At 31.5% G+C, this 23,584-nt stretch carries 19 protein-coding genes, 3 tRNA genes and 1 pseudogene; 16 read left to right on the forward strand and 7 right to left on the reverse strand.

Features of this window, described 5'->3' with window-relative positions; genetic code table 11:
* Positions 1–122: 122 nt before the first annotated feature.
* From ACYSNV_RS11215 to ACYSNV_RS11230, 4 genes are all read right to left on the reverse strand, one after another.
* Entirely contained in the window at positions 123–740 is a 618-nt protein-coding gene (locus ACYSNV_RS11215; protein WP_461762645.1) for an alpha/beta fold hydrolase, read from the reverse strand.
* A 516-nt stretch (positions 741–1,256) separates the two neighbouring features.
* Positions 1,257–2,552, reverse strand: a complete 1,296-nt coding sequence (locus tag ACYSNV_RS11220) for a Fic family protein (RefSeq protein ID WP_461762646.1) — start codon at positions 2,550–2,552, stop codon at positions 1,257–1,259.
* Between the two features lie 845 nt (positions 2,553–3,397).
* Positions 3,398–3,482: transfer RNA gene (locus tag ACYSNV_RS11225), tRNA-Ser, on the reverse strand.
* A gap of 419 nt (positions 3,483–3,901) precedes the next feature.
* Positions 3,902–5,593: an alpha/beta hydrolase-fold protein gene (locus ACYSNV_RS11230; protein ID WP_461762647.1), complete on the reverse strand. Its 1,692-nt coding sequence runs from the start codon at positions 5,591–5,593 to the stop codon at positions 3,902–3,904.
* A 404-nt stretch (positions 5,594–5,997) separates the two neighbouring features.
* Between ACYSNV_RS11230 and ACYSNV_RS11235 the strand changes: the two genes are divergently transcribed.
* From ACYSNV_RS11235 to ACYSNV_RS11255, 5 genes are all read left to right on the forward strand, one after another.
* A complete protein-coding gene (locus tag ACYSNV_RS11235; protein WP_461762648.1) occupies positions 5,998–6,465 on the forward strand; it encodes a Crp/Fnr family transcriptional regulator in 468 nt (155 codons plus the stop codon).
* Between the two features lie 56 nt (positions 6,466–6,521).
* Positions 6,522–6,959 carry a carboxymuconolactone decarboxylase family protein gene (locus ACYSNV_RS11240; protein ID WP_461762649.1) on the forward strand — a complete coding sequence of 146 codons (438 nt, stop codon included), beginning with the start codon at positions 6,522–6,524 and terminating at the stop codon, positions 6,957–6,959.
* Between the two features lie 908 nt (positions 6,960–7,867).
* On the forward strand, positions 7,868–8,599 hold the full coding sequence (locus ACYSNV_RS11245; RefSeq protein WP_461762650.1) for an outer membrane beta-barrel protein: 732 nt from the start codon (positions 7,868–7,870) through the stop codon (positions 8,597–8,599).
* Positions 8,600–8,613: 14 nt separating this feature from the next.
* Positions 8,614–10,296 (forward strand): S41 family peptidase, encoded by a 1,683-nt coding sequence (locus tag ACYSNV_RS11250; RefSeq protein ID WP_461762651.1) that lies wholly within the window; start codon positions 8,614–8,616, stop codon positions 10,294–10,296.
* 286 nt (positions 10,297–10,582) lie between these two features.
* Positions 10,583–10,667, forward strand: a tRNA-Ser gene (locus ACYSNV_RS11255).
* Between the two features lie 678 nt (positions 10,668–11,345).
* Here ACYSNV_RS11255 and ACYSNV_RS11260 read toward each other — a convergent pair.
* Both ACYSNV_RS11260 and ACYSNV_RS11265 read right to left on the reverse strand, forming a co-directional pair.
* Positions 11,346–11,549 carry a hypothetical protein gene (locus ACYSNV_RS11260; protein WP_461762652.1) on the reverse strand — a complete coding sequence of 68 codons (204 nt, stop codon included), beginning with the start codon at positions 11,547–11,549 and terminating at the stop codon, positions 11,346–11,348.
* 390 nt (positions 11,550–11,939) lie between these two features.
* On the reverse strand, positions 11,940–13,094 hold the full coding sequence (locus ACYSNV_RS11265) for a multidrug effflux MFS transporter (protein ID WP_461762653.1): 1,155 nt from the start codon (positions 13,092–13,094) through the stop codon (positions 11,940–11,942).
* A 101-nt stretch (positions 13,095–13,195) separates the two neighbouring features.
* On the opposite strand from ACYSNV_RS11265, the gene ACYSNV_RS11270 reads away from it, so the two are divergent.
* The 10 genes and pseudogenes from ACYSNV_RS11270 to ACYSNV_RS11315 all read left to right on the forward strand — a co-directional run bounded on the left by ACYSNV_RS11270 (position 13,196) and on the right by ACYSNV_RS11315 (position 22,256).
* Complete coding sequence (locus tag ACYSNV_RS11270; RefSeq protein ID WP_461762654.1) at positions 13,196–13,963, forward strand: AraC family transcriptional regulator; 768 nt, start codon at positions 13,196–13,198, stop codon at positions 13,961–13,963.
* 648 nt (positions 13,964–14,611) lie between these two features.
* On the forward strand, positions 14,612–17,065 hold the full coding sequence (locus tag ACYSNV_RS11275; RefSeq protein WP_461762655.1) for an erythromycin esterase family protein: 2,454 nt from the start codon (positions 14,612–14,614) through the stop codon (positions 17,063–17,065).
* Positions 17,066–17,179: 114 nt separating this feature from the next.
* Positions 17,180–17,809, forward strand: a pseudogene (locus ACYSNV_RS11280) (transposase); the annotation flags it as partial.
* Between the two features lie 370 nt (positions 17,810–18,179).
* Positions 18,180–18,461, forward strand: coding sequence for a helix-turn-helix transcriptional regulator (locus tag ACYSNV_RS11285; RefSeq protein ID WP_461762656.1), 282 nt, complete (start codon positions 18,180–18,182; stop codon positions 18,459–18,461).
* 1 nt (position 18,462) lies between these two features.
* Positions 18,463–18,795: a hypothetical protein gene (locus ACYSNV_RS11290; protein WP_461762657.1), complete on the forward strand. Its 333-nt coding sequence runs from the start codon at positions 18,463–18,465 to the stop codon at positions 18,793–18,795.
* Between the two features lie 26 nt (positions 18,796–18,821).
* Complete coding sequence (locus ACYSNV_RS11295; RefSeq protein ID WP_461762658.1) at positions 18,822–19,541, forward strand: hypothetical protein; 720 nt, start codon at positions 18,822–18,824, stop codon at positions 19,539–19,541.
* 42 nt (positions 19,542–19,583) lie between these two features.
* A complete protein-coding gene (locus ACYSNV_RS11300) occupies positions 19,584–20,339 on the forward strand; it encodes an RHS repeat-associated core domain-containing protein (protein ID WP_461762659.1) in 756 nt (251 codons plus the stop codon).
* Between the two features lie 19 nt (positions 20,340–20,358).
* Positions 20,359–20,760, forward strand: a complete 402-nt coding sequence (locus tag ACYSNV_RS11305; protein WP_461762660.1) for a hypothetical protein — start codon at positions 20,359–20,361, stop codon at positions 20,758–20,760.
* A 408-nt stretch (positions 20,761–21,168) separates the two neighbouring features.
* On the forward strand, positions 21,169–21,384 hold the full coding sequence (locus tag ACYSNV_RS11310) for a transposase (RefSeq protein ID WP_461762661.1): 216 nt from the start codon (positions 21,169–21,171) through the stop codon (positions 21,382–21,384).
* Positions 21,381–22,256 (forward strand): IS3 family transposase, encoded by an 876-nt coding sequence (locus tag ACYSNV_RS11315; RefSeq protein ID WP_461762662.1) that lies wholly within the window; start codon positions 21,381–21,383, stop codon positions 22,254–22,256. The genes ACYSNV_RS11310 and ACYSNV_RS11315 overlap by 4 nt, the downstream gene beginning before the upstream one ends.
* Before the next feature lie 377 nt (positions 22,257–22,633).
* On the opposite strand, the gene ACYSNV_RS11320 is transcribed toward ACYSNV_RS11315, so the two are convergent.
* Positions 22,634–22,718: transfer RNA gene (locus ACYSNV_RS11320), tRNA-Ser, on the reverse strand.
* A 324-nt stretch (positions 22,719–23,042) separates the two neighbouring features.
* Between ACYSNV_RS11320 and ACYSNV_RS11325 the strand changes: the two genes are divergently transcribed.
* Positions 23,043–23,540: a GNAT family N-acetyltransferase gene (locus tag ACYSNV_RS11325; RefSeq protein ID WP_461762663.1), complete on the forward strand. Its 498-nt coding sequence runs from the start codon at positions 23,043–23,045 to the stop codon at positions 23,538–23,540.
* The last annotated feature ends 44 nt before the right edge of the window (positions 23,541–23,584 follow it).

Here is a 23,584-nt window from a genome sequence, read left to right on the forward strand (position 1 = left end):
CAAATCAGCAATTAGTAAGTTCTACCAGGTAAAGGTTTGTTGTGATTGCTAATTTAATAAAAATACCTATAGCATCTGCTCTGGGTTATTTCTGGAGCTAAAAAAAAAGAAGTATCTAAAAATTAGGCAACTTTAATAGCTGGCTTCATATAAGCGAAATAGGATTCTAATAAAATTAAACTTGGACATTTTATATTTTGTATTTTCTCTCTTAAGTCTGTGTTTGAAAAATCGCAATACATTTCAGCAAAAGTTTTTCTGTCGGATTTTACACTCCAATTTACAACTTTTTCTTGCATTGTAGTATCGGCTAAAATTTGGGGAATTGACAGTTTTTGCATTTGGTAAAATTGTTGGTCAGACATTGCAGTTATTTGATCAACAGCTGCAGAACAGTCATTATTCTGTTTTGATTCAAACGAAGGATTGGCTAATGCGAACAAACAAGGCAGTGCATCAACTACAATTATCTTATCAATCAAATCTGGGTAGTCAGAAGCAATTGCTAATGCCATAGCTCCCCCCATACTGTGTCCTACGATAATTGGTTTTTCAATTTTGTTATCCTTAATAAAGTCTGCAATAGAGATTACCCAATTTTCAAAACTTGAATTGATTTGTGGTTCAAAACCTGCAAAACCTGCCATTGTCAAAGAGTAGCAAGTGTATTTATTTTCAAATTTAGCAATAGTTTCATCCCAAACTTCTGCAGAACAAGCAAAACCAGGGATAAAAATCATTGCTTGTTTTTTTATAATGAAGGGTTTTACTTGAATAATTACCTAGTACAAATTACCCCTTACGTGTCGCAGTTTGAAGAAGTAGCGAAAAAGAAAGAAGTAAACTTTATAATTTACCCTAAATCACTATTTTGCAACTCTGGTGTTACATGCTTTAAAAGCGAACAACAATTAACCCAATTTGACAATTAGAATTTACGTTAAACTTCCAAGTCAACTTTTTTACCCGTTACATTTATTACTTGACAGATAGGTATAAAATCAAGTTATTCCAATCATACTTTAAAAACTTTCCGAATAAGGTGCTCAAGTGAACATCTCTATTTGTAAAGCATACAGAGTAACAGAAGCAACCCCTCTTTTTACGAAATAAGTACTGATATTTAATCAGATAAAGCATAAAAACCCAATTTTACACCAAAAAATGTAAAGTTGGGTATTTTATTCAGATATAACATATTTAAATAAGAAGCATATATTAGCTATGTCTAATAGAGTTTAATACCAAATTAAAATTTATTTGATAAACTCAGATATTGCTTTTCTATTTTGTAAAGTATATTTAAATGGTTTTGTTGATTTATCTTCAACCAATAAACCTAATTTAATAAGCTCACTTAAGTCTTTACTTGCTGTCTGCCTAACAACTTTATGCTTTTCTGCATAAGAACTTAAAGTTATATTATTTTTTTCCTTTAAGTATAAAAAACCTATCAAATCAGCTTGTCTTTTATTTAAACCTTTAGAAAGTAATTCATAAGAAATAAGGTTGGCCTTTTTTCTTTCTTCAAGCTTTTTGTCTCGATATTGAGTTAATTTTTCAAATGCAATACCTATATTTTTAATAGAATAGGTTATAAAATAATTTAAATCGTTTTGGTCATACTCTGTTTTTAAAAATGCTTTGTCATATTGAGATCTTGACTCTAAAATGACTCTTGATATAGAAATGTTTCTTACTAAGGAATAACCTTTTTTTAATAAATACCAATAAAATAAAGCTCTTGCTGTTCTACCATTTCCATCTTTAAATGGGTGTATAAAACCAATCATAAAATGTATTATAGAAGCTTTTATTATAGGATGAATGAAGCTTTTTTCATCATTAATAAATTCACATAATTCACCCATTAATACTTTAATTTCTTTCCAATGAGGAGGAATGTGCGCAATTTCGCCATCTACATGATCTGTGACATAAACTTCTCCATCTCTAAAGTCGCCTGAATATTTCTCTGCATCTGTATTGGCAGTCATGATTTTATGTAAATCAATTATAAGCTTAAAATCAATATTGTTATCTACAAATTCACTTATATATTCAATTGCTCTAAAATTATTGAATATCATTTGTTCTGATTCATTTCTTGGAATTCTTCCTGTCTTAAGCATTTCCCTTGCTACCTCAGTTGTTGTAGCAGCGCCTTCTATTTGAGAAGAAGCAATAGCTTCTTCTAGTAGTGAGTTTTTAAAAAATTCCATTCTATCAGATGCAAGAATAGGATTTTGTTGTAATCCACCCATTAACTTTAAATCAAAATCATATAAGTTTTTAGAAATATATTCTGATTGAAAATATCTGAAACTATAAGAGCCAAAAGTTATTTTTTGATATTTAGAAGTTCTGTAAGTTTTTAATAAAATCCAATTGTCAATCTGGGACTCAAAAGGTACGTCTTTTTTATACTTAATATCGTCCCAATAATAATATTTCTGGTCTGATTTAATGATAAAATCTTTGAATTCACCGCTCCAAATTCTTTGAAGATAGTCAATATTTAATTCATATTTTGGTGGTTTTTCAAGTTTCATTTTTAATCATTGTTAAATTGTCTTTTAAAGTTAACAATAATGTATGTCTGTTCCACAACTTTATTCCAGTTAAATATATAGATTAAACATGATAATTGGATTTTTTAGGGTTATATAATTAAACCGTAATCTTATCAAGTATCAACCATTTAGGCCTGTATGTTAGAAGCTGTCAATGTTATCCCATAGTTTTTTTTGTGAGAATTATTACAAGCTCAGTACTTTGATTACCTTCTAAAAGATTTTCAATAATTGTCTTTTTAAAATCAAGATTATCAATTAAGTGCTTATGTCTTATATCTAATATTTTAAATAAATCATCCCATTTGCATGCATAAATCTCCTCGTTTTTTATCGTTTCGACAAGGAGTTTTTTACTCTTATTTTTTGAGAGTCAAATTTGTCTTGAGTCCAATGGTTAACATTTTACCTACTAAAATTGTTTTGCATTTTCTTTGTTCACTATTGATATCAGGCTCTGAAATAATGAATCTAATAGATTGCTCAACTTGATCATATTGTTTCTTGCCAATTATAACTCAAGGAATTTTTAATTCAACCATACTATTCTCTTCTACACTTAATTTATCATTAAATTTTTTCGTTAGACTCTCTTATGAATTATTAAACAAAAAACAATTGCGAAAAGAAGACAATTGTATAATCAAGAAAAAATACTAATTTATAAAACAAACACTATCTTTTTTCTTCAAGAAGGTGTCCAATTTAGTTTTAAGACGTATACTAATTTACCAAAATAAACTCCATAAAAAAACCCAACTTTACATTTGTGGGTGTAAAATTGGGTGTTTATTCTTTAACTGATTAAGTATCAGTATTTATTGCGGAGAAAGAGGGATTCGAACCCCCGGACCTGTGACAGTCAACGGTTTTCAAGACCGCCGCATTCGACCACTCTGCCATTTCTCCAGTGCATATATCTTTTTGGATATTGCTGCGGCAAAAATAGTATAATTTATCTTAACCACAAGACTTTTAAAGGAGAATTTCTGTTTTTATTATTGCTTTTTATATAAATATCTTATAACCCGAGGGTTGTGATTTGCTTTTTTTTTTCAGGTTGCTATTTCTTTATTAATAATAACTTGTTTACACTTTATTTTTTTAATAAATCGTGATAGTAAATAACGTTTTATAAAAACAGTACAAAGTCTATTTTTAAAAAAGATTGCGTTACTTTTTTTGTATTTAACCTACCTCGTTAGTTTTTTTAAGATTACCTATAAAAATAAGGGAATCTATACTATTTGGTGGTGCCTTGGGTAATTGACAAGGGTAATTAAAGTAAAGTAAATCTACTTTGTTTTGTACAAAGAAATATCCAATACTTATTTTGGTTTACCTTGAATTAAGTTTATTGGAATTTGGTTTATCCAAACTTGTTGTGAGTCGTGGTTTAGTTTATAATTTTCTAGCATAAATTCCCTATTAAAATCTACTTTTTGGTGGTAATATAGCTTATTGTTAACATAGATTTTTAGTTGTTTTTTAAGATTTACCATTTCCGGGGAGATAAGAATAAAGAAGGACTCGATACCACTGGTTGTTATGTGAAATTCATTGTTATGGTATTTAGCTAATATCTTGCCGGATTTTCTTGGGAAGGCAAATGCGTTTATATCTGCATCTTGACTCACTAGGCTATCCTTGTCATTGTAAACCAACCATTTATTTATTTTAAAATTCAGTTGGTTATCCTCGGGTGCCTTTGGGTTTATAGTGTCAATTTTTATATGTGAAATCCAATCTATATTTCCATAGTCTTCCTGATCGAATTCCCAAGAAATATTTTCGGGAAAAGGATTTCTTTGTCGCGTATTTATATCATTAAATACAATTTCATAAGCCTGTTCAGATTCATCAAACTCGGGAAACCAATGCGGAAAACCATTGTAGCGGTATTCTTTGTAATTGGCTTGAATATCGGCCATTTTTTTTGTTAAGCTATCATTGGCATTTGGGGGGTAGTAATAGTCTTGGTCGGTAGAAAAATTAATAAATGAGCGGTTTTTAATATTCTCTAAAAAAGTTCCACCAGTAAAAACCTTTGGGTAGGTATTAAACCCATAGAAACCGGCAAAATCGGTCGGCTTTTTCATTAAATACGAAAATGAACCAGTTGCCCCGTTAGAGTGTCCAGAGATAAAGACTTTGTTATCATCAATATGAATAGCTTGTTTTATTTGTCTTAAGATCTGTGGAACCATAAAAAAGCCATCATCGGGAGACATCCAATTGTATTGTTTGTTTGCTCTTGGAAAGACTAAAATAACCTGATTTAAATCGGCATACTTGGTGTAGAATCTATTCCAGTGCTGCAAATTCCATTCACTGAGTTGATAGTCAGTTAAGGAGTTGCTTTTTACAGCTCCATGTAAAAAGAATAATAAAGGATATTTTTTTCGAGGATTATAATTTTTTGGTAAGTGTATAAAGTAAGAGGTTTTAGTAGAATCATTTATAGTAAATGTAATTGAATAATCTCTATGATTTTTAGCAATATAGGGATTGTGGTTTTTTAACTCAAAATATAATTGCTCTGGATTTTTTGTATTAAACTGATATTGCTTTGTTTGAAAGAATTCTTTTTGATTTTGATTTAGTTGATTATAAAAAGCTGTTTTATCTAATTCTGCTTTGTCTTTAAGTTGTTCCCATCTTGGATCTAATAGTAGATTTTGGTATTCCTTTTGGGAATATTTCCCAAGGATATAGCTCCAAGGTAAGGATTTGTTATTTTGATCCGTGTTTTGGGTTAAGGGTATAAGATAGCTAAAGGCCGTATCGTAATCCTTAAGCTGGGAAGCCAAAACAGAGGCTTTGTATAATCCAAGTTGATCAATACTATCGGGAAATAAACCAAATGCTTGTTGATAAAGTTCTAATGCTTTTTTGGTATCGTTTGAATCTTTTGCATTCCACATCGTTTCTAAAGCTAATTGGGTTAAGGTGGAATAATTTTCTTGCGCTTTATTGGTTATACTTAATAGAAGAAAAACCAAAAGTAAATAATTTTTCATAAGTGTTATTTTTGGCTAATCTATCAATAAGATTTCTCTGAAACTTGTATAAATGGAACATGTGATTTTTTTAAAAGGAGTTTTTAAAGAAAAAAAACAGACACTGTAGTAAGCTTTAAAAAAAGCATGTTTAATCCACAAGCTGTTTGCTCAACGGAATTAGGTACATAATAGGTAATAGGTAAAAAAACAGGTAATTAATAACGATAAATCTTCACAATGATTTATTTTTAATATTCTTATTTTGTATACAGCATTATTCAAGTAAATCTCACTATTAAATAAGCCTTTAAAATGAAAGAAAATCTTATAAATCACATGTTACTCTTTACAGATATAAACAATATGGATCACGATAAAATACTTTGTTATTTTTCACGAAAAGAATTTAAAAAAAAGAAATATTGTTCAGTGAGATTAATAAAAATATTAATCATTATTTTGTTGTCAAAGGCTGCCTGGGGTTATTTTTTATAGATAATAATGCAAGCCAACAAACCCTACAGTTTGCTATAGAGAATTGGTGGATAACTGATTATTCTAGTTTTACCAACCAATCCAATTCTGGTTTTTTCTTACAAGCCATTCAGGACACAGTGGTTTTAGAAATATCGTATAAAAACCAAGAGTTACTCTTAGAGGAGTTTCCAATTTTAGAGCGGTACTTTAGAGTGATTTATCAAAGAGCTTATGCAGCCTCACAGTTTAAGTTTAAATTTCAAAGCGAATTTTCCAAAGCGGAGTATTATCAACATTTTGCCTCGAATTTCCCTGATTTTATCAATAGAATACCCCAGTCTTATCTTGCTTCTTATTTGAATATGACACCGGAGTATTTTAGTAAAATTAAAAAAAGCCTTGACTTAAGATAGATTAAGTTTTTTGCCAATTAGGCTCTTTACTTTTGTGTGAAATTAATATATAAGTCATGCAAAAAAGAATCAATTTACAAGAATTAGAGCCACAAGCTTACAAATTAATGTTCGCTTTGGAAAACTATTTGCAAACCTCAAGTTTGTCAAAAACGCATTTAGAGTTAATTAAAATAAGAGCGTCTCAGATAAACGGCTGTGCCTTTTGTATCGATATGCATACCAAGACGGCTATTAAAAATGGAGAGTCAAATCAACGAATCTTTCTATTAAATGCTTGGAAAGAAACAAGTTTATTTACCCAAGAAGAAAGAGTTATTTTAGCCTTAACAGAGCAAATCACCTTAATCGGAGAAAGCGGTGTTGATGACCAAACCTATTTGCAAGCGGAGTCTTTATTTAATCCAAATTATATCGCTCAGATAATTATGGCCATTACCACCATCAATGCATGGAATAGAATTGCTATAAGCACCAATAAAACGATTTTATAAAAAAGCTCGATTGGTAATAGAATTTATAAAAAAGGAGAAATTATTTTTATTTCTCCTTTTTACATTTTACACATCTATTGAAAATGGATAGTTGTTAATTAAACTTGCATAAATATTTTGGATTTTAAAAAATGCTATTGCCAATTAGTAAACAGAAATATCACCTTTGAGAAATTAAAGAACCAAGGGTTAAAACCTATAGAACTAACAATGTAAGGCCTAGGGATGTTTGCGTGTTAGAGTAAATTTTAAAATCAAAATAGATTAAAAAAAAACTTCTCTATTTCTTGGAAAGTAACTACGGGGACTACAGGATTTTTTCGTAAAGGTTGTTATAAGACATGTGCAGATAATTATTTTAAAAAAAAACAAACGTATTTAGGTTTTGTAGAACTAGGAGTTACAAGAAAACCAAACTTACCATAAATGTAAGGGGGAGCTTGTTTTAATAAAAGTAAACCGCCTATTATCATAGGCTATCTATAACCTTATATACTAGTGTTTTTTTTTTGATGTATTTACTATACAAGCCAGCCAGTGGTAGGCTCGCTTGTTTTCTATTTTTATAGGATATTTTTAAGGGTAGGTCTTAACATAGCTGAATTAATATATTGCTTTTCTACAATTGGTGTTTTTTCTTTAGATGATTTATTTCATAGAAAAATAAGGCTTCGGCTGATCTACTATTAATTTATAAAAATGGTAATTTTTAGTTTAATTCACCTTTTTTTTATTAGTGATAAAAGAAATAAATTGTTTTGAAAAATACTAATAAAACCAAATAAAATACTAGATAATTAAGTTGTTTCAGTATAATATTTCGTATTGTTTTAAAATTGTTTGTTAAATTTATTTTAAAATTATGTTATTTTTTATTACTTTAGAAAAACCTAAATAATTAATATTTTATGATCTCAACAAAATTATATAGCATATCAGCTATTATCCTTTCGATGTTTAGTCTAAGTATCTACGGACAGACACAACAAACAAATAGTCGATTTAAAGTAGGGATCGACGCTGGTTATACCAATACTTCATTAAATGCAAATATTTCCAATCTAGTGGATTCCAAATATGAGTCACGAGGTGGGTTTGGAATTAATGTTGCGGCGGAGATGAACGTATATAGGAGTTTGTTTGTATCCACAGGAGTCTCTTACTTACAAAGAAATTATGAGTTTAAAAGAACGGGCTCCCGTGAGGGTTGGTACTCTAAGTACAATAATGACTTTATTGCAATTCCTTTGTTAGTCGGGGGATATTTAATAAATAATCCCCATACATCAGATGGGATTTGGGTTAAAGCTGCCGGAGGGATTTATGGTGAATACTGGGCTAAATCAAAGGTTAATGGCCAATATCCTGTTTTCCCAGAATTACAACCCGATGGGTCCTTTAATTATACTAAAGTTTCTGAAAAATACGATTTTAAGAAAAATGAAAATCAATACCATAGGGTATCTATGGGCTTACAAGGACAAATACAAGTTGGTTACTCAATTGATAAAATAGACCTTTACTTAGGTTATAATTATTTATATGGTTTGACAGATACTTATAAATATAAAAGTCCTGGAAATAAAAAGATAACCAGAGACACTCATATGGTTTCAATAGGAGCTGCGTATAAATTTTAATTAAATCAGACACGATGAAAAGAGTAAAAAATAAATTAGCTATAGTTAGCTTATCTATATTATCATTATCTTCTTTAACAGTTTTAAATTCTTGTTCACACGATGATGATATTACCATTACAGACCCAAGACGATTCACAGCAAATGATGTACAATCATACGAAGATTTATTTACCGTTTTTTGGAAAACAATGGATCAACAGTATAATTATTTTTATGAGCAAAAATTGCAAGGTGGCTTAGATTGGGATGCTGTATATAAAGAATATCAACCTAAGTTTGCAGCATTGAAAACCTATGGAAGAGCCAATGAACAAGACGGTCAAATTAATGAAGATTATTTAACTGCTGAGAAGTACTTCAAAGAGATTATAAACCCTTTTATTGATCGTCACTTTTACGTACAAATTCAGTTTCCTGCAACAAATAAAAATATTATTCGCACGGTTACTTTTTATGGAGGAATGCTTGATCAGCAAAGGCCAACAACCTATCCATTTGCCCAAAAATATGGGTATATGCAAGGTCGAGTTGACAGTAATGCTTTTAAATTAAATTCTCCAAGTTTAGATATTATTGCGGGAAATTTAACGGATAATCCAGAAATATATTATTTGACCTATAGCCAATTTGCCGTTACAAATAATTTAAAAATAACCCTTGCAGATAATTACTTGAATCCAGGGGCGGGGAACTCGTTTGTTCTAACACCAGAGATTCTAACTAATAACCAGGCATTAAAATCCATTGCGGATGATAATATGCGAAATGTAATTAGGGATATAACAATTAATATATTAAATCAGTATAATGAGTTTAACCAATCTGATGAATTTAAAGTCTTTTTAGAGGAATCTAAAAAATTTAGCGCCACAGAACTTGTCAGTGATAATTTAATGCTGGCAGCACAAAATCTTGCAATTGCATACAATGCATTACCAAGGTACAACACAACTGGTCCATATGGTCCTTATTATAATGAGCTAACCGCAGCTTATGTTAGTTACTTTATTGGACTTATGAATAATCATGTTAATTTTGGATATAATTTCCCACAATTAACAGCAGCTATAAACCAGGTATTAACCCGAGGAGAGTTTTATCAAAAATTCTTGAATCCACTTTCTCAAGGAGAGATTAAGAAAATTGTAATTGATTTGCGTTCCAATGGGGGAGGTGCTGTAGTTGATGCTCGTTTTATTTCAGATCGGTTCATTACCACAGAAACCACCTTTGCCTACCAAAGAACAAGAGAGGGTAACGGTAGATTTAATTACACTCCTTGGGTAGCGGCGCATACCAAACCACATGCTTTTGGAATTCCATCCAATATTCCGATTGCGATTTTAACCGATAAAGGAAGCGCTAGTATGTCAGAGATAACTACCCTGATGCTAAAATCACAAGGAAATCACGTGGTGAGTATTGGTGATTATAGCGCAGGAGCCACCGCTGGACTAGGAACAGTGGATGATTTTAATGGTGGAACTCGAGATGCAATTGCAGGAGGGAAACTTACCTTCTACATGCCTTTATTGGCCATGAAAGATGCAGATGGTGTTGTAGTGGAAGGAGTTGGTATTAAACCCGATATTTACGTAACCCCACCAACCCAAGAAGAACTATCTCAAATGAACTCTGTAGATTTTCAAGACCGAGTGTTAAATGAGGCTATTAATTATTTACAGTCTAAGTAAATAACAAAGAAAAGAGATGAGAAAATTTTTCATCTCTTTTCTTATATAGAGAATCTTTCTTTGGCCTTTTTTAACTTATCTTGAGATATGTAATGGCTAGTTTTTAATTTAAAATAAGCCTGATGCCAGTGGGTTAGTACATATATAATTGGCACATGAATTCTAACTTTCAAGTTTTTAATGACTTATATATAATTTTTATTTTTTTGTAATATTATTTTAAAAAATATTTGGCTTATCGAAAAATTATAATAAATTTGCACTCGCAATACAAAAGTAATGCACTGGAGAAATGGCAGAGTGGTCGAATGCGGCGGTCTTGAAAACCGTTGACTGTCACAGGTCCGGGGGTTCGAATCCCTCTTTCTCCGCTGATTTATAAAAGATAACTTTTTCAAAAGTCATCAAAAAAGCACAAAACCTATGATTCACAACGAGTTATAGGTTTTTTCTTTTTTAGAGATTAATCTCAAAACTTGTGGTTATGCAAATAAAGTATCGCTAAAAGATACCACGCGCCCTACTTTTTTTTCAAAGGAAGTTAAAGTTTCAGCGCCCAGTTGTTGCGTATCTAACTTATCTAGAAAAACATGTATAAACTAGATTTCATTATCTGTGGTAATAGTATCTTTTAAACTAGAAAATGTAATTTACTATCTGTCTAAACCATTGATTATAGATAGAAAAATGCACGTTATAAACGACCTTAAAAGTTAAGAATTATTAACTATATTTGAAACTGGATATCCTACCAAACCCGGAGTATTAGTTAAGCTACTTTTTTATAATGCCTTATTTGGTTATATTCCTCTATTGTATAACATCCAAGGTGAGTGTGTCGTCTTTTTTATTGTATCAAAGCTCAATATCTTCAAAGACCTGACTTTATGATCTATACTCTACTAATTAATAGACTTCCATAAATAATCTGATTTTTTAAGAAATTTAAAAAATCTTTCTGCTACTGCATTATCCCAACAATTTCCTTTTCTGCTTATACTTGTTGTTACACCAAGAGAATCTAAATAGTTAATAAGTTTCTTATTAACCTATTGAAAGCCTTGCTCAGAGTAACAAATTAATCCTTTGTCAAAGGGACTTTTATTAGCCATTTTAAAGGCTGTAAGAGTAATTTTATCTTCGCTCATATCCTTGTTAATACTCCATCCTACTGGTTTAAGATCCTGTAAATCTATGATTGTAGTTAGATAAACAAAGCTACCTTTAATGGCAATGTAGGTAATAGCAGACACCCATGCTTTAGAAGGAGCATTTTGTATAACAAGAGATTATTGGCTACTAAATAACTGTGTTTATAATCTATATTAATACGAAATTTATGCGCCAAATGTCTCTTTAATCCTAATTCTTTTTTATACTTAACCACTGTTGGTTGCGATATTTTAACTCCTTTATTTTTTAATTCTGCAGTTAATTAAGGACTCCCATAATAGTTAGTAAACAGGTGAGTATTGTCTTTTTTAAATAGGAGCATTTCAATGCTAACTTTCACTATTTTATTTTCTATAATAATTAAATTTTGAATTTGCATAAAAATGCGAATTTAGGTAATACTGGTAGCTTTTATTTTGTTGTATAAATTTCAATTTATTACACCCTCTTAAACAGTCAAATATTTTTATTTAAGTATATTTTTGGACTTTGCAGGAGGATGTCTTTTTATAAAATAGGGCAAGAATAATAGAAAGACTAGATAGTATAGTTAGTATTAAACCTAAGTTCTGAATCCATCCAGAAATAGTAAGTCCAATGCTAATTAAGATATAGTAGACTAGACCAAAGAATGCTGCTGCTGTGCCAGCATTATTGTTGTATTTAACCAAAGCCTCACTTAGTATATTAGGAATAGCGATGCTAAAGGCAATGACAACAAAAGCCACAGGTATTAAAAAATACAAACTATCTTGTAGTTGTAATGTTCCTAGAGCGCCAATACTTGCAATAAAGGAAGCTGCTAAGATTAAAAAAGTTGGTGAAATATTATTATGTACCAGTTTTTTGTTGATTATACCACCAATTAAGGAGCTTGCCGCTAATAAAACACCACTATATCCAAATTCAATGGAACTATATCCTAGTTTATCAAAAATAAAAGGAGCTAAGGCATAGTAACTAAACAACATTACATTAAATACAGCGATTAAAAACGCGCTTATCCAGATTAATGGATCACAAAGTAATTCTAGAAATAATTCTTTGAAAGTGGTTTTTATATTTGATTCTTTCTTTGTTTCTGGAAGGAATTTAAAGCAGGTAATTCCAAGGACAAAAGATAAACAGACAAGACAAGAAAAAACGCCAATAACTCCGTAATACTTGACAATAATCCCTCCCGTTACAAGACCAATAACCGGGCTGATTGAAAGAGCAATCCCTATGATAGAAAACATTTTTCCGAGTTGTTTTCTATCGTAGATATCCCTAAAGATAGTTTGGGTAACTACAGACCCCACAGCTATACCAAAGGCTGAGATTATTCTTGCAATGATAATTATATCGAAATTAGTGGCTACCAAAGCTAGTATTGATCCTAGGAAGTAGGTAAGTAAACCGTAAATCATAGCCTTACGTCTACCAATTTTATCGGCTGCAATACCCCAAAAAATTACCCCGAGTGCAAAGGCGGAAAAATAAACCGATATGGTTTGTGAGGCTTTTTGATGGGTTACATCAAAGCTTTGTGATATACTGGGTAATGCAGGGCTGTAAATAGTTTCAATAAACTGTGGGAACATTATCAGTATAATTAATAGCAATAGGTGTGGTTTGTTTTTCATTTCTGTTTATTTATGTGTTCTAATTTTTTTTTGCAAAAATAAATTTTAGCTTAGCTATCTTAATAATGGTATTAAGACATAAAATATCGAAATAAAGACAGATGGCATTTTTATCTAAAGAAAGTTATTTTAATCCCGATGAGATAGGAAAAGCGGTAATTGGTATTGCTTCAAACTTTACAAGTCACGATTCGGGATTACATCAACATGGTATGGCACAACTTTTATTTGCTCCAAGTGGATGTATGACCATTACTAGTGGTAATCAACAAAGCATCTTACCTCCAACAATGGCGGCTTGGATTCCACCTTGCTACCCACATCGAATAACGATGAAAAATGTGGTTGCTTACCGCTCTATTTATTTCCATGAATCAGTGTGTTTGGATGATTTGTCCCAATTTTCAATATTCCATGTAAATGGATTATTAAAGGAATTAATAGAAAGAATTTCTTTTTGGCCCTGGGATATGTCTGTGGATTTACAAAAGAACACATTATCCCTTTTTTGGGAAGAATTCTATAATGCTCCCAAACAAAACCTTACCCTATTGGTTCCTGAAGATCCAAGAATTAAGCATCATGTTGAGCTTTGGAATCAAGGCGAATCTAAGCCTAAGTTTTTAAAAGAATTTGCAAATGAAGTTGGTGCTAGTCAGAAAACCATAACGCGCATTTTTTTAAAACAAACAGGAATGTCTTATCAACAGTGGAGACAACAATGGCGTCTTCAAAAGTCAATAGAGCTGTTAGCACAAGGTAAAAATGTTTGTGAAACAGCGTATGATTTAGAATTTTCAAGTGATAGTGCTTTCATAGAATTTTTCAAAAAATACCAAAGAGAAACCCCACATAAGTATTTCAAATAAATATAGATTGGAGACCAGAGAGGGGGCAGGTATGTTATTTTATTAGTTTTTTGTAGTAGTGGGCTTTAATTTTTAAGAACAATAGGATTCTAGTATATTTTATTATTTGGGTGAAATTAGATCAATGATTCATCTGTTTAATTTACCCCGGAATATTTACCATAGTCTTTTTAAAGCAAATGTTAGATTAAAATAAATTTATCAATGATTTATTCTTTTGAGCATTTTACTTTTTGGAATTCTAACAGATCTTTAGAAGTAGATAGGATTCAGGTGTCTTTTATCACTAGTGCTTGGTGTGGTGCAAATCACTTTTATTCAACCCCAATAATACAAATATTACAATATTCTACTAAGAGAACTTTTCCAAAGATGGATACTTGGAACAAGTGTTTCTTTAAGCTTGAGATTAGTAATTGTAAATAAACAGTAAATTGCTTGTTTATGTGTTTTTTTAAAAACATTGATTTGAGTTATTCTACCTTAGAGATAGATTAACCAAATTTTACTTACCTACTTATATGTTATGTTTTTAAAGATCTGAAATGTATTTAACTCAGTTATTATGATAATGTTTAGTTAATTATTTTAAAATAAGAGAATTAGATTATTATATTGTCTTACTTAAATTATTAAAACAGATTTCATATGCGCGGTTTTTTTGGGATATTGCTTATTTTTTCTTTGTTTGAGTTTAGTGTACATGCCCAGGTAAATCAAGTGATTGCTTTGCAAAATGGAAATAGTACCACTTATGAAGATTTATCGTTTTTAAAACAGGATCTAAAGGATAAACAACTAGTTTTATTAGGTGAGTATACCCATATGTATGGTAGTATTTTTCAAAGTAAAGCGCGTTTGGTGGAATTCTTACATCAAGAATTAGGCTTTACTACCTTTGCCATAGAAGCTCCGATGTATGATATCTATAAATTAGGGCAAGGACCTTTAAATGAACAAGACTTTAAAAACAGTATTTATAGTGTTTGGTCTAGTAGTAAAGATTTTCAAAGGGTGGTGGATTATTTGGTAGATAACAATTTAAAGGTAATCGGATTTGATTCTCAGTTTTTATCTAGCGATCCGTTTTTAGAAGATTTCTTAAATTATTTAGATCAAAATCAAATACAGCTCAAAGTGGACCCAGATGATTTTGCTCTTGTTTTAGAAGGGGTCTTAGAGAATTTTAAGCTCGATCAAGACGATTTGTCTTTTAAAAGAGTAGAGAATCAAGTAAAACAAATAATCAAGTCCCTTGAAAATAAACCTTATAGTGAACAAAATTGGTATTGGATTCGGTTCTCTAAGAGTTTACTTTCCTTAATTCAAGATGCCTATGATTATGAATCCTATGAGGCTACAACGGATTTTGTAAATAGTCATTACAATAACAGAGATAAGCAAATGGCTGATAATTTATTGGAGTATGTTCAGAAAAATCCACAAGAAAAGATCATAGTTTGGGCAGATAATATCCATGTGATGTATGACACTTCTCAAAGTAGCAGACAAAACACCAGGGAGTTTAAATCGATGGGTAGTCATCTAAAAAATGCCTTAAAAGACAAAGTATACAGCATTGCTACTTTGCATGGAAATGATAGTATTTACGATAAGATGGAGAAAAGTTGGTTTGATACTCCTATTCAAGCTGGGTCTTTGGAAGATACACTTCTAAAATATGGTCCAGGTGAGTTTTATGTCTCTTCCCAAGGTGATTTTTTAAGCCAGCCAATGACTACTCGTTTATTAGATTTTGTTGCGTTTACCACGGAAAATTTATCCTCCTTACACGATGGTTATCTTTTTTTGAGTAACGCCAAACAAAGCAATCAAGAATCCTTTATATTATCTAGTAATACTGCGGATTCCTCTTTAAAGGATTCTTTAAAAACAAATAAGGAAAATCCGATGGTACAAAAAGGGCTAGATAAAGCAGCATTTCTAGCTAGTAAAGAACCATATCAAGCAACTATTATTGATAAAGCAACTAATGAACCATTACAATATGCTGTAATATCTGTCATTGGGCAGAATTTATACCAAGTTAGTGATCAGAATGGGAATTTTGAAATTCCATTTGAGGCACTCTCTAAGGAAAACCAAAAAATTCAAGTACAGCTTTTAGGTTATCATAGTTTAATAATGGATAACAATCAGTTAAGCAAGCAACTTTTTTTGGAGCCTAATTTTGACGAATTACCCGAGATAGTGGTTAGTATATCGTTAAGTCCTGCTCAGGTATTGAAAAAAGCCATTGATCAAAGAAAGAATAACAATCCTTTAACTGGACATAATTTCACTTCTTATAACAAGGCAATGAATCAGGTAGATAACTCTATGGTAGTGGATGTGGAGTTTATCAATAATGAATTTGCTTTTGGTTATGATTCTTATAATGGGGAAAGACAACAGGTCCAGGAATTTAAATGGAATTATGTAAGGCCAGAGGAAAAGGATAAATTTAAGGCTGTTTTAGATTTCTATATCCTTAGAATGAATGGACTGCGTTATTCTAATATTTTACATAAAAGAAAATACAAAAAGTTCAAGCTTGCTTTTGTAGAACAACAAGCATTAGAACAACAAGGGCTCTATGCGATTTCTTTTTCGGTGGATCGCAACAAATGGAATTATACCAACAAGGACTATCCTACTAAGTATTCGGGGATTATTTACATTAATAAGCAAGATTTTGCAGTGGTTAAACTCATCGAAAACTGGGAAACTACTCTTTCAAGCCAAGAGTGGGATAAGTATTTTAGATATTCCACTACCCAAAAACAAGTAGAGAAGACAGTAATTAAACAAGAGCAAATAAACACTTATAGTAAAATAGGACCTGATTCTTTGTACTACTGGGACTCTTATGGATTTAGATCTATCCAAAAACAATATATGGAAGATGGTACTTATACGGAAAATGTCTCTAGTATAGAGAGGTCTTTTTATGATTTAATAACAAAAGATGTTGTTGAGCTTCCTTTTGAATGGCCAGGGTTACGCCCTATTAAAAACACTGCGATAGATCGAGTTAACTATAACCCGGAATTTTGGGATGATTATCAAACAAAATCCGTGTTAGAAAATATATATCTATAAAAAGAATGTTTGTAGATAAACTAGCTCTTTAAATCCGGATTCCGCATTAGAAAAAACGTATATTTATTTTATTAGGTGTAATTCCTAACGCGTAGCGTTAGAAAAATTAAGCCTATGTATTTTGAGCTATCCTTTACCGGTAAAGAGATTATACCTTGGGGGAATGGTCTTTTTAAAGCAAATGTTAGATAAAATAGACTTTAAATCACAGATTGATTCTTGTGCGGGTCTTCCATATCAAAACTCAAACCATGTCCATGCCATGATATTGATGTTATTCTAGCGTCTTTTATAGCTAGTATTTGGTGTGGAGCCAATCACTTTTTACACACAAAAGTAACAAGGCATGATAAAGCACTTGGTAAAATATTTAACTAGCGAAACTCCCCTCTGGACAAGATGCTTATAAGAGATGTTTTTCGAAGTTTGATTCTAGCAGTAATATAGAAACAGTAAAACACTTGTTTAGTTGGTTTTTTAAAAACATTCATTTAAATTATTTCATCTTAGATATAGACTTTACTGTTATGACGCGTTACGAAGAACAACAAGGAACTAATAGAGGATATAATCCTTGTAAAAAGGGAACGCAAATCACATCATTCTATAATCGCATTTGTAAATGATATTAACATGATAGCTAACTTTTGGTTACATGGTGGGGATAGGAGTTCAATAAATAACTTTATTAGTTTTTTGGAAGATACTTTTTTTGTTTTTGGTGATATAAAAGTTGATTTAATACCCTATTTATTAAAAGAAAAAGTAATAAAATACCAAGATACATCACAATTAATAATCGTGGGTGATTCTACGGGAGCTAATTTTTCCTATCAATTAACAGCGATGAGAAATAAGAGAAAAGATGTATTAATTCTCATTAGTCCGTTGTTAGATATCGCTAAGGGATTTGCAGATTTTGAATTTCCAATTAAATTAAATTAAATTAAATTAAATTGCACAGAGAGGTATTACAAAAAGCAGGCAAAGTAAGTGCCGAAATAGCAAAAGCTAATGTAGAAACGGAAATTGAAAACAAGAATGTATTAATTATAACCAAAATGTCCGTTAATTCAGTCAAATTCAATACTTTTGTTTGAAATAACATACATTTATGAAAAAGCAAATTATTTTACCCCGATATAAAGATGCCTTATCACAAATGGGTGAACAAATTAAACTCGCTCGTAAACGTCGTAAATTAACGACCATACAAGTCGCAGAAAGAGCAGATATTGCTCGTTCTACTTTAAATTTAATAGAGAAAGGAGAACCAAGCGTGGCTATGGGAGCTTATTTTAATGTACTTCGTGTTTTAGGCTTACAAGATGATTTTTTAAAGTTAGCCGCAGACGACACCTTCGGACGAAAATTACAAGATTTAGAATTGTTATAAAATGGCAGTACAAAAAACAGATATTTACGTGTATGCAGATTGGCAAGGATTAGAAAGTCCAATGCTTATGGGTGTTTTATCAGCCCATCAAGCCAAGGGACGTAAAGCATTCAGCTTTTCGTATGATAAGCTATGGTTAAAATCTGGACATCACTATCAGTTAGATCCCGATTTACATTTATTTAATGGACCACAATTTGTCAACGAAAAAGAAAACTTTGATGTTTTTTTGGACAGTATGCCCGATACTTGGGGGCGTACACTGATTAAAAGGCGTGAGGCTCAGCTTGCTAAACTTGTAAATCTTCAGAACAAATTTGGACAAGCTCTTTAAATAATAAAAAGCAAGGCTATGGTTATGTGTATGATGGAGCAAATAGACTAGTCTTAGGCTCTTTTAAAGATCCTGAACTGAATTCGGCTTCTACAGCTAGTTTGCATGATGAGAGACTATCCTATGGCAAGAATGGGAATATTTTAAAACTAGATAGAAATGGAGTCTCTGTAGCTGGGGTAACAACACTGGTAGATAAACTTACTTATGGTTATGAATCTGGTAGCAATAAATTATCAACGGTAAGAGATGGCTCTGGGAATCAAGAAGGATGTAAACAAGTGAATACCGCAGGTGCAGATTACATCTATGATGACTTTGGTAATTTAACCAGTGATAAACATAAGAAAATAACTAAGATCACGTATAACCATTTAAATTTGCCTGTTGTTATTAATCTAGGAACAGATAAAATTGAATATCCTTACAATGCCTTAGGACAAAAAGTTCAGAAGAAAGTAACTGAAAAAGGTGTAGCTAGTTTAACGGATTACTTAGGAGAGTTTCAATATGTACAAGGTAAGCTTAGTTTTTTACCAACTGTAGTAGGATTTTTTAATGCTAAGAATAATTTATATGTATATCAATTTAAAGATCATCAAGGGAGTGTAAGATTATCTTATAGTGATAAGAATGGGAATAATAAAATTGAAACCAGTGAAATTATAGACGAAATAAACTATTATCCTTTTGGATTAGCTTATAAGGGGTATAATCAAAAGAATGGTGCTTTAATGTCAGATTAGAAGTATCAGTATAATGATAAAGAAAAGCAAGAGGAGTTAGGATTGAATTTCTATGATTACGGTGCTAGGAACTACAACCCTGCAATTGGAAGGTGGATGAGTGTGGATCCGCTAGCGGAACAGTTTCCAAATTGGAATCCATACCATTATGTGCATAACAATCCGATTAATCTGATTGATCCGACGGGGATGGCTGCGGATGGTTGGAGAGAAAATAAAGAAACAGGAGAGAAAACATTTAGTAAAGATTACACTAAAGCAAATACCCCTAAGGAGTTTAATTATGCTGATGAAATATTATCAGGTAGTGAAGGTAAGTATTATGATTCCTCAGGTGGTATAACAGATGTAGGAACCGTTTTGCCAGAAATTGAGATGACCAAAAAGTCATCGTTACATCCTTATTATAATGCTGTGCCTTCGGTGGAATATGGAGCTTATACTCCTGATGGATTTGGTTTTTCTATCGGAGCAAGTATAGTTTGGGATAAGTATCATAATTTTGATGTGTTTCTTTCTTATTCAGGAGCTGCAGGATTTAATGCAGGAGGTGTTACTAGTTATTTACCTTCATTTTCAGCAACTATGGATTTCTATGAAAATAATGATCCGAACATAAGTCTTTTTAAAGGAATACGTGGGACAACTTATGATTTTTCAGGAGGCTATGGAATGAATGTAGGATATTCAAGGCCAGTTGGAGGAATAGGTGTGCATAAGGCGAGTACTGGAATTGGAGGAGGGGTTCGTGCAGGGAAAGGACAAACAGTGTCTTTAAAAGAATTGATTTTTAAATAATTAAAGCTAATGTTTTATTATGAGGAGAGTGTATTTTATATTATTGATGAGTTTCGGGTTTACGGGATGTTTTTTAGAAAAGGAACATTGTGAAGAGATGACGGCTATTACTTTAGCAGAAAAGTATAACTTGATCTTAAATTCAAAACCTGAAAGTAGTTATAGAGATGGTGTGTTTTATTATGAATTACAAGGAAAAGATTTGGAGACCCAGAAAGACACTTTAATTAAAGTATACAATTATCGATGGCATGATATTTTTGAATATTATTGGACTAAAGGAGATACTTTAATAAAGCAACAGGAGTCTTTAATAGTTGAAATACACAAAAAGGATAGAATTTATTATATGGAATGGAATTGTAAACAACCATTAATTAATGGAGTTCCTTCGATAAATGTTACTCCTCCACCTCATTAGTCTGTGCTATAATTATATTTTATAAAAAGGAGTTATAAATATTATTAAAAACTAAATCGCGCGGACTTACTTCGTATGTTCGGCTAAAGCCTCGAGTGCAGTCCGTGAGCATAAAGTAATGAAAATGACAAAGCCCTGCGTTAGCGGGGCTTTGTCATTTTATAGTGTTGCAATATTTTTATTAAAGAAGTCTTTAAATTTCTTTTTAGTGAGCATTGTTTCAATCATGCTAAATATAATTGTTTTGTCTTTTTCGTCAAGTTCAGCATGGACTTGGTAACTTAGCCTGGACATCAAGTTAAGCATAAAGACTTATCTTTGAATTATGAAAAGAATTAGAAAGGCCTACGATGCTGCTTTTAAGCAGCAAGCCGTTGAACTAGCTAAGGAAGAATAAACAAATCAGAATTGGCTCGTGAACTTGGAATCAGACCCACATTATTGTATAAATGGTGTAAAGAAGCTCAAGAGTTAGGCGATGCTAGTTTTCCAGGTAATGGTAAACAAAAGCTGACTCCAGAACAAGAAAGGATAAAAGAGTTAGAAAAGAAGTTAGCGGCTGTTGAATTAGAACATGAAATATTAAAAAAAGCAATCGGCATTTTCTCAAAGACCGGCAAATGATTTACATGTTCCTATTTGATCATGAACATGAATTTCCGATTGGGATTATGTGTAAAGTTTTAGAGGTAAGTAGAAGTGGTTATTATCATTGGAAACGGTCTCCTGTTAATAAAAGAAAACAAGCCAAAGCAGATCTAAAACGTGTTATTACAGAAGTTTATCTAGAATTTAAACAGCGTTATGGCAGTCCTCGTCTTACAATAGAACTCAATGCCCGAGGTTATAAAATATCTAAACCAACTGTTGCTAAGTACATGAAAGAATTAGGATTACGTAGTAAAATAGCTCGACGATATAGAATAACCACAGACTCTGAACACAATTATTTAGTGGTTGATAATATTTTAGATAGACAATTTACACAAACTGAACCAGGGAAAGCCTGGGTGTCTGACATTACTTATATCGCTGTTAAAGAAGGGTTTATTTACCTAACTACAATAATAGATTTATACGATAGAAAGGTTATTGGATGGAGTTTGAGTAAAGATATGTCAACAGAAAATACCACCTTGGCTACCTTTAAAATGGCTAAAAAGAACAGAGTTTTTGAAGAAGGACTAATTTTTCATTCTGACCAAGGAGTACAATATGCAAATTACAAATTTGCAAACTATTTAGAGTCCTTTAATGTTGTTAGAAGCATGAGTAGGAAGGCTAATTGTTGGGATAATGCTGTAGCAGAAAGCTTCTTTAAATCCTTAAAAGTGGAGATGGTTTATGAGAATTTACAATTAAGTACAAAGCAAATGAAATCTAAAGTCTTTGAATATATCGAAATGTGGTATAATAAAAAACGAAGACACTCCTACTTAAACTACAAGACAATCAACGAATTTAATCAAATAATAAATATTAATAAAGCTGCTTAACTAATTGTCCAGATTTAGTTTGGATATCCAAAACACCTCTTAAATCACTTTTCTCTCTATTGGGTTTAAGAAAGAAATTAATTGATAACTGTTTTTCTAACATAATTCAACTGTTTTTAAATATTAATAAATGTCGAATTAAAACGTTCCAAAATCACAGTTTAAAACTCTCTGGCTCCATTTGGCGTAAGGGGGCGCTAAGTTTGAAGGTGCGCATCATTAAAATGTTTTTCTGTGCACCGAATCAAGTGTATTTTTGGGTGCACTTTTTAAAAAAATGAGATACCACTAAAAAAGAAAAAACCTATAACTCGTTGTGAATCATAGGTTTTGTGCTTTTTTACTAACTTTTTAAAAAGTTACTATTTATAATTTTGCGGAGAAAGAGGGATTCGAACCCCCGGACCTGTGACAGTCAACGGTTTTCAAGACCGCCGCATTCGACCACTCTGCCATTTCTCCAGTGCATTACTTTTGTATTGCGAGTGCAAATATACTAGAGGATATCCGGCTTTGCAAGGATTTTTTTAGTTTTTTTAATAGGAATTCTTAGTGCTCTTATTTTGTGTTACTTATAATTTGTAGTGCGTGAATTTATAGGATAGAAATACCATAATTTGCCTGAATTAATGTGTTTTTGCTTCTCAAGTGGTGTTTAAAGCCCCTATGTTTTGATCAAAAACAGTCTAGATTAGATAAAGGATATGATAATAATTAAATTATAGGTCTTAATTTTTTACTTAGAAAAAAAACATGTTACTTTTGTAGAGTTAAACGTTTTATTTGATGACCAACCAGACCCCTGTAAAAGTGTATTTACAGAAATTTACGCAAAAAGATTTTGATTTATTTTATAGTTTAGTTAAAGACCCCATGGTAATGAAATATATTACAGGTCACCCTTTAAGTATTTTTCAAGCCCAGGAAAAATTCAATAACATGCTAGGGCAAAATCAGTCTATGGCTACCACTATTGGGAATTTTAAAGTGTTTAACGGCAATAATGAATTTTTAGGGCATGTTAAATTAGTATGGTCGAATTTTGATTCAACTAAGCTAGAAATTGGATATGTATTAAAACAGGAATTCTGGAACAAGGGGTATGGTACAAGTATTTGTAAAGAGCTTCTAAGAATTGGGCAACAGGAATTTCCAGACACAAAGATTATCGCACTTATTGATCCAAATAACAAGGCATCTTATAATTTACTTAGTAAATTTGGTTTTACTACTTTGCAAACTAAAATAATTGATCAACAACTTACCCAAATATTGCAAAAATAAGTAGTATTGAATTACTTGTCACTTTACTTATAAAACATTTATAC

Source organism: Myroides sp. LJL119 (genome assembly GCF_054871605.1).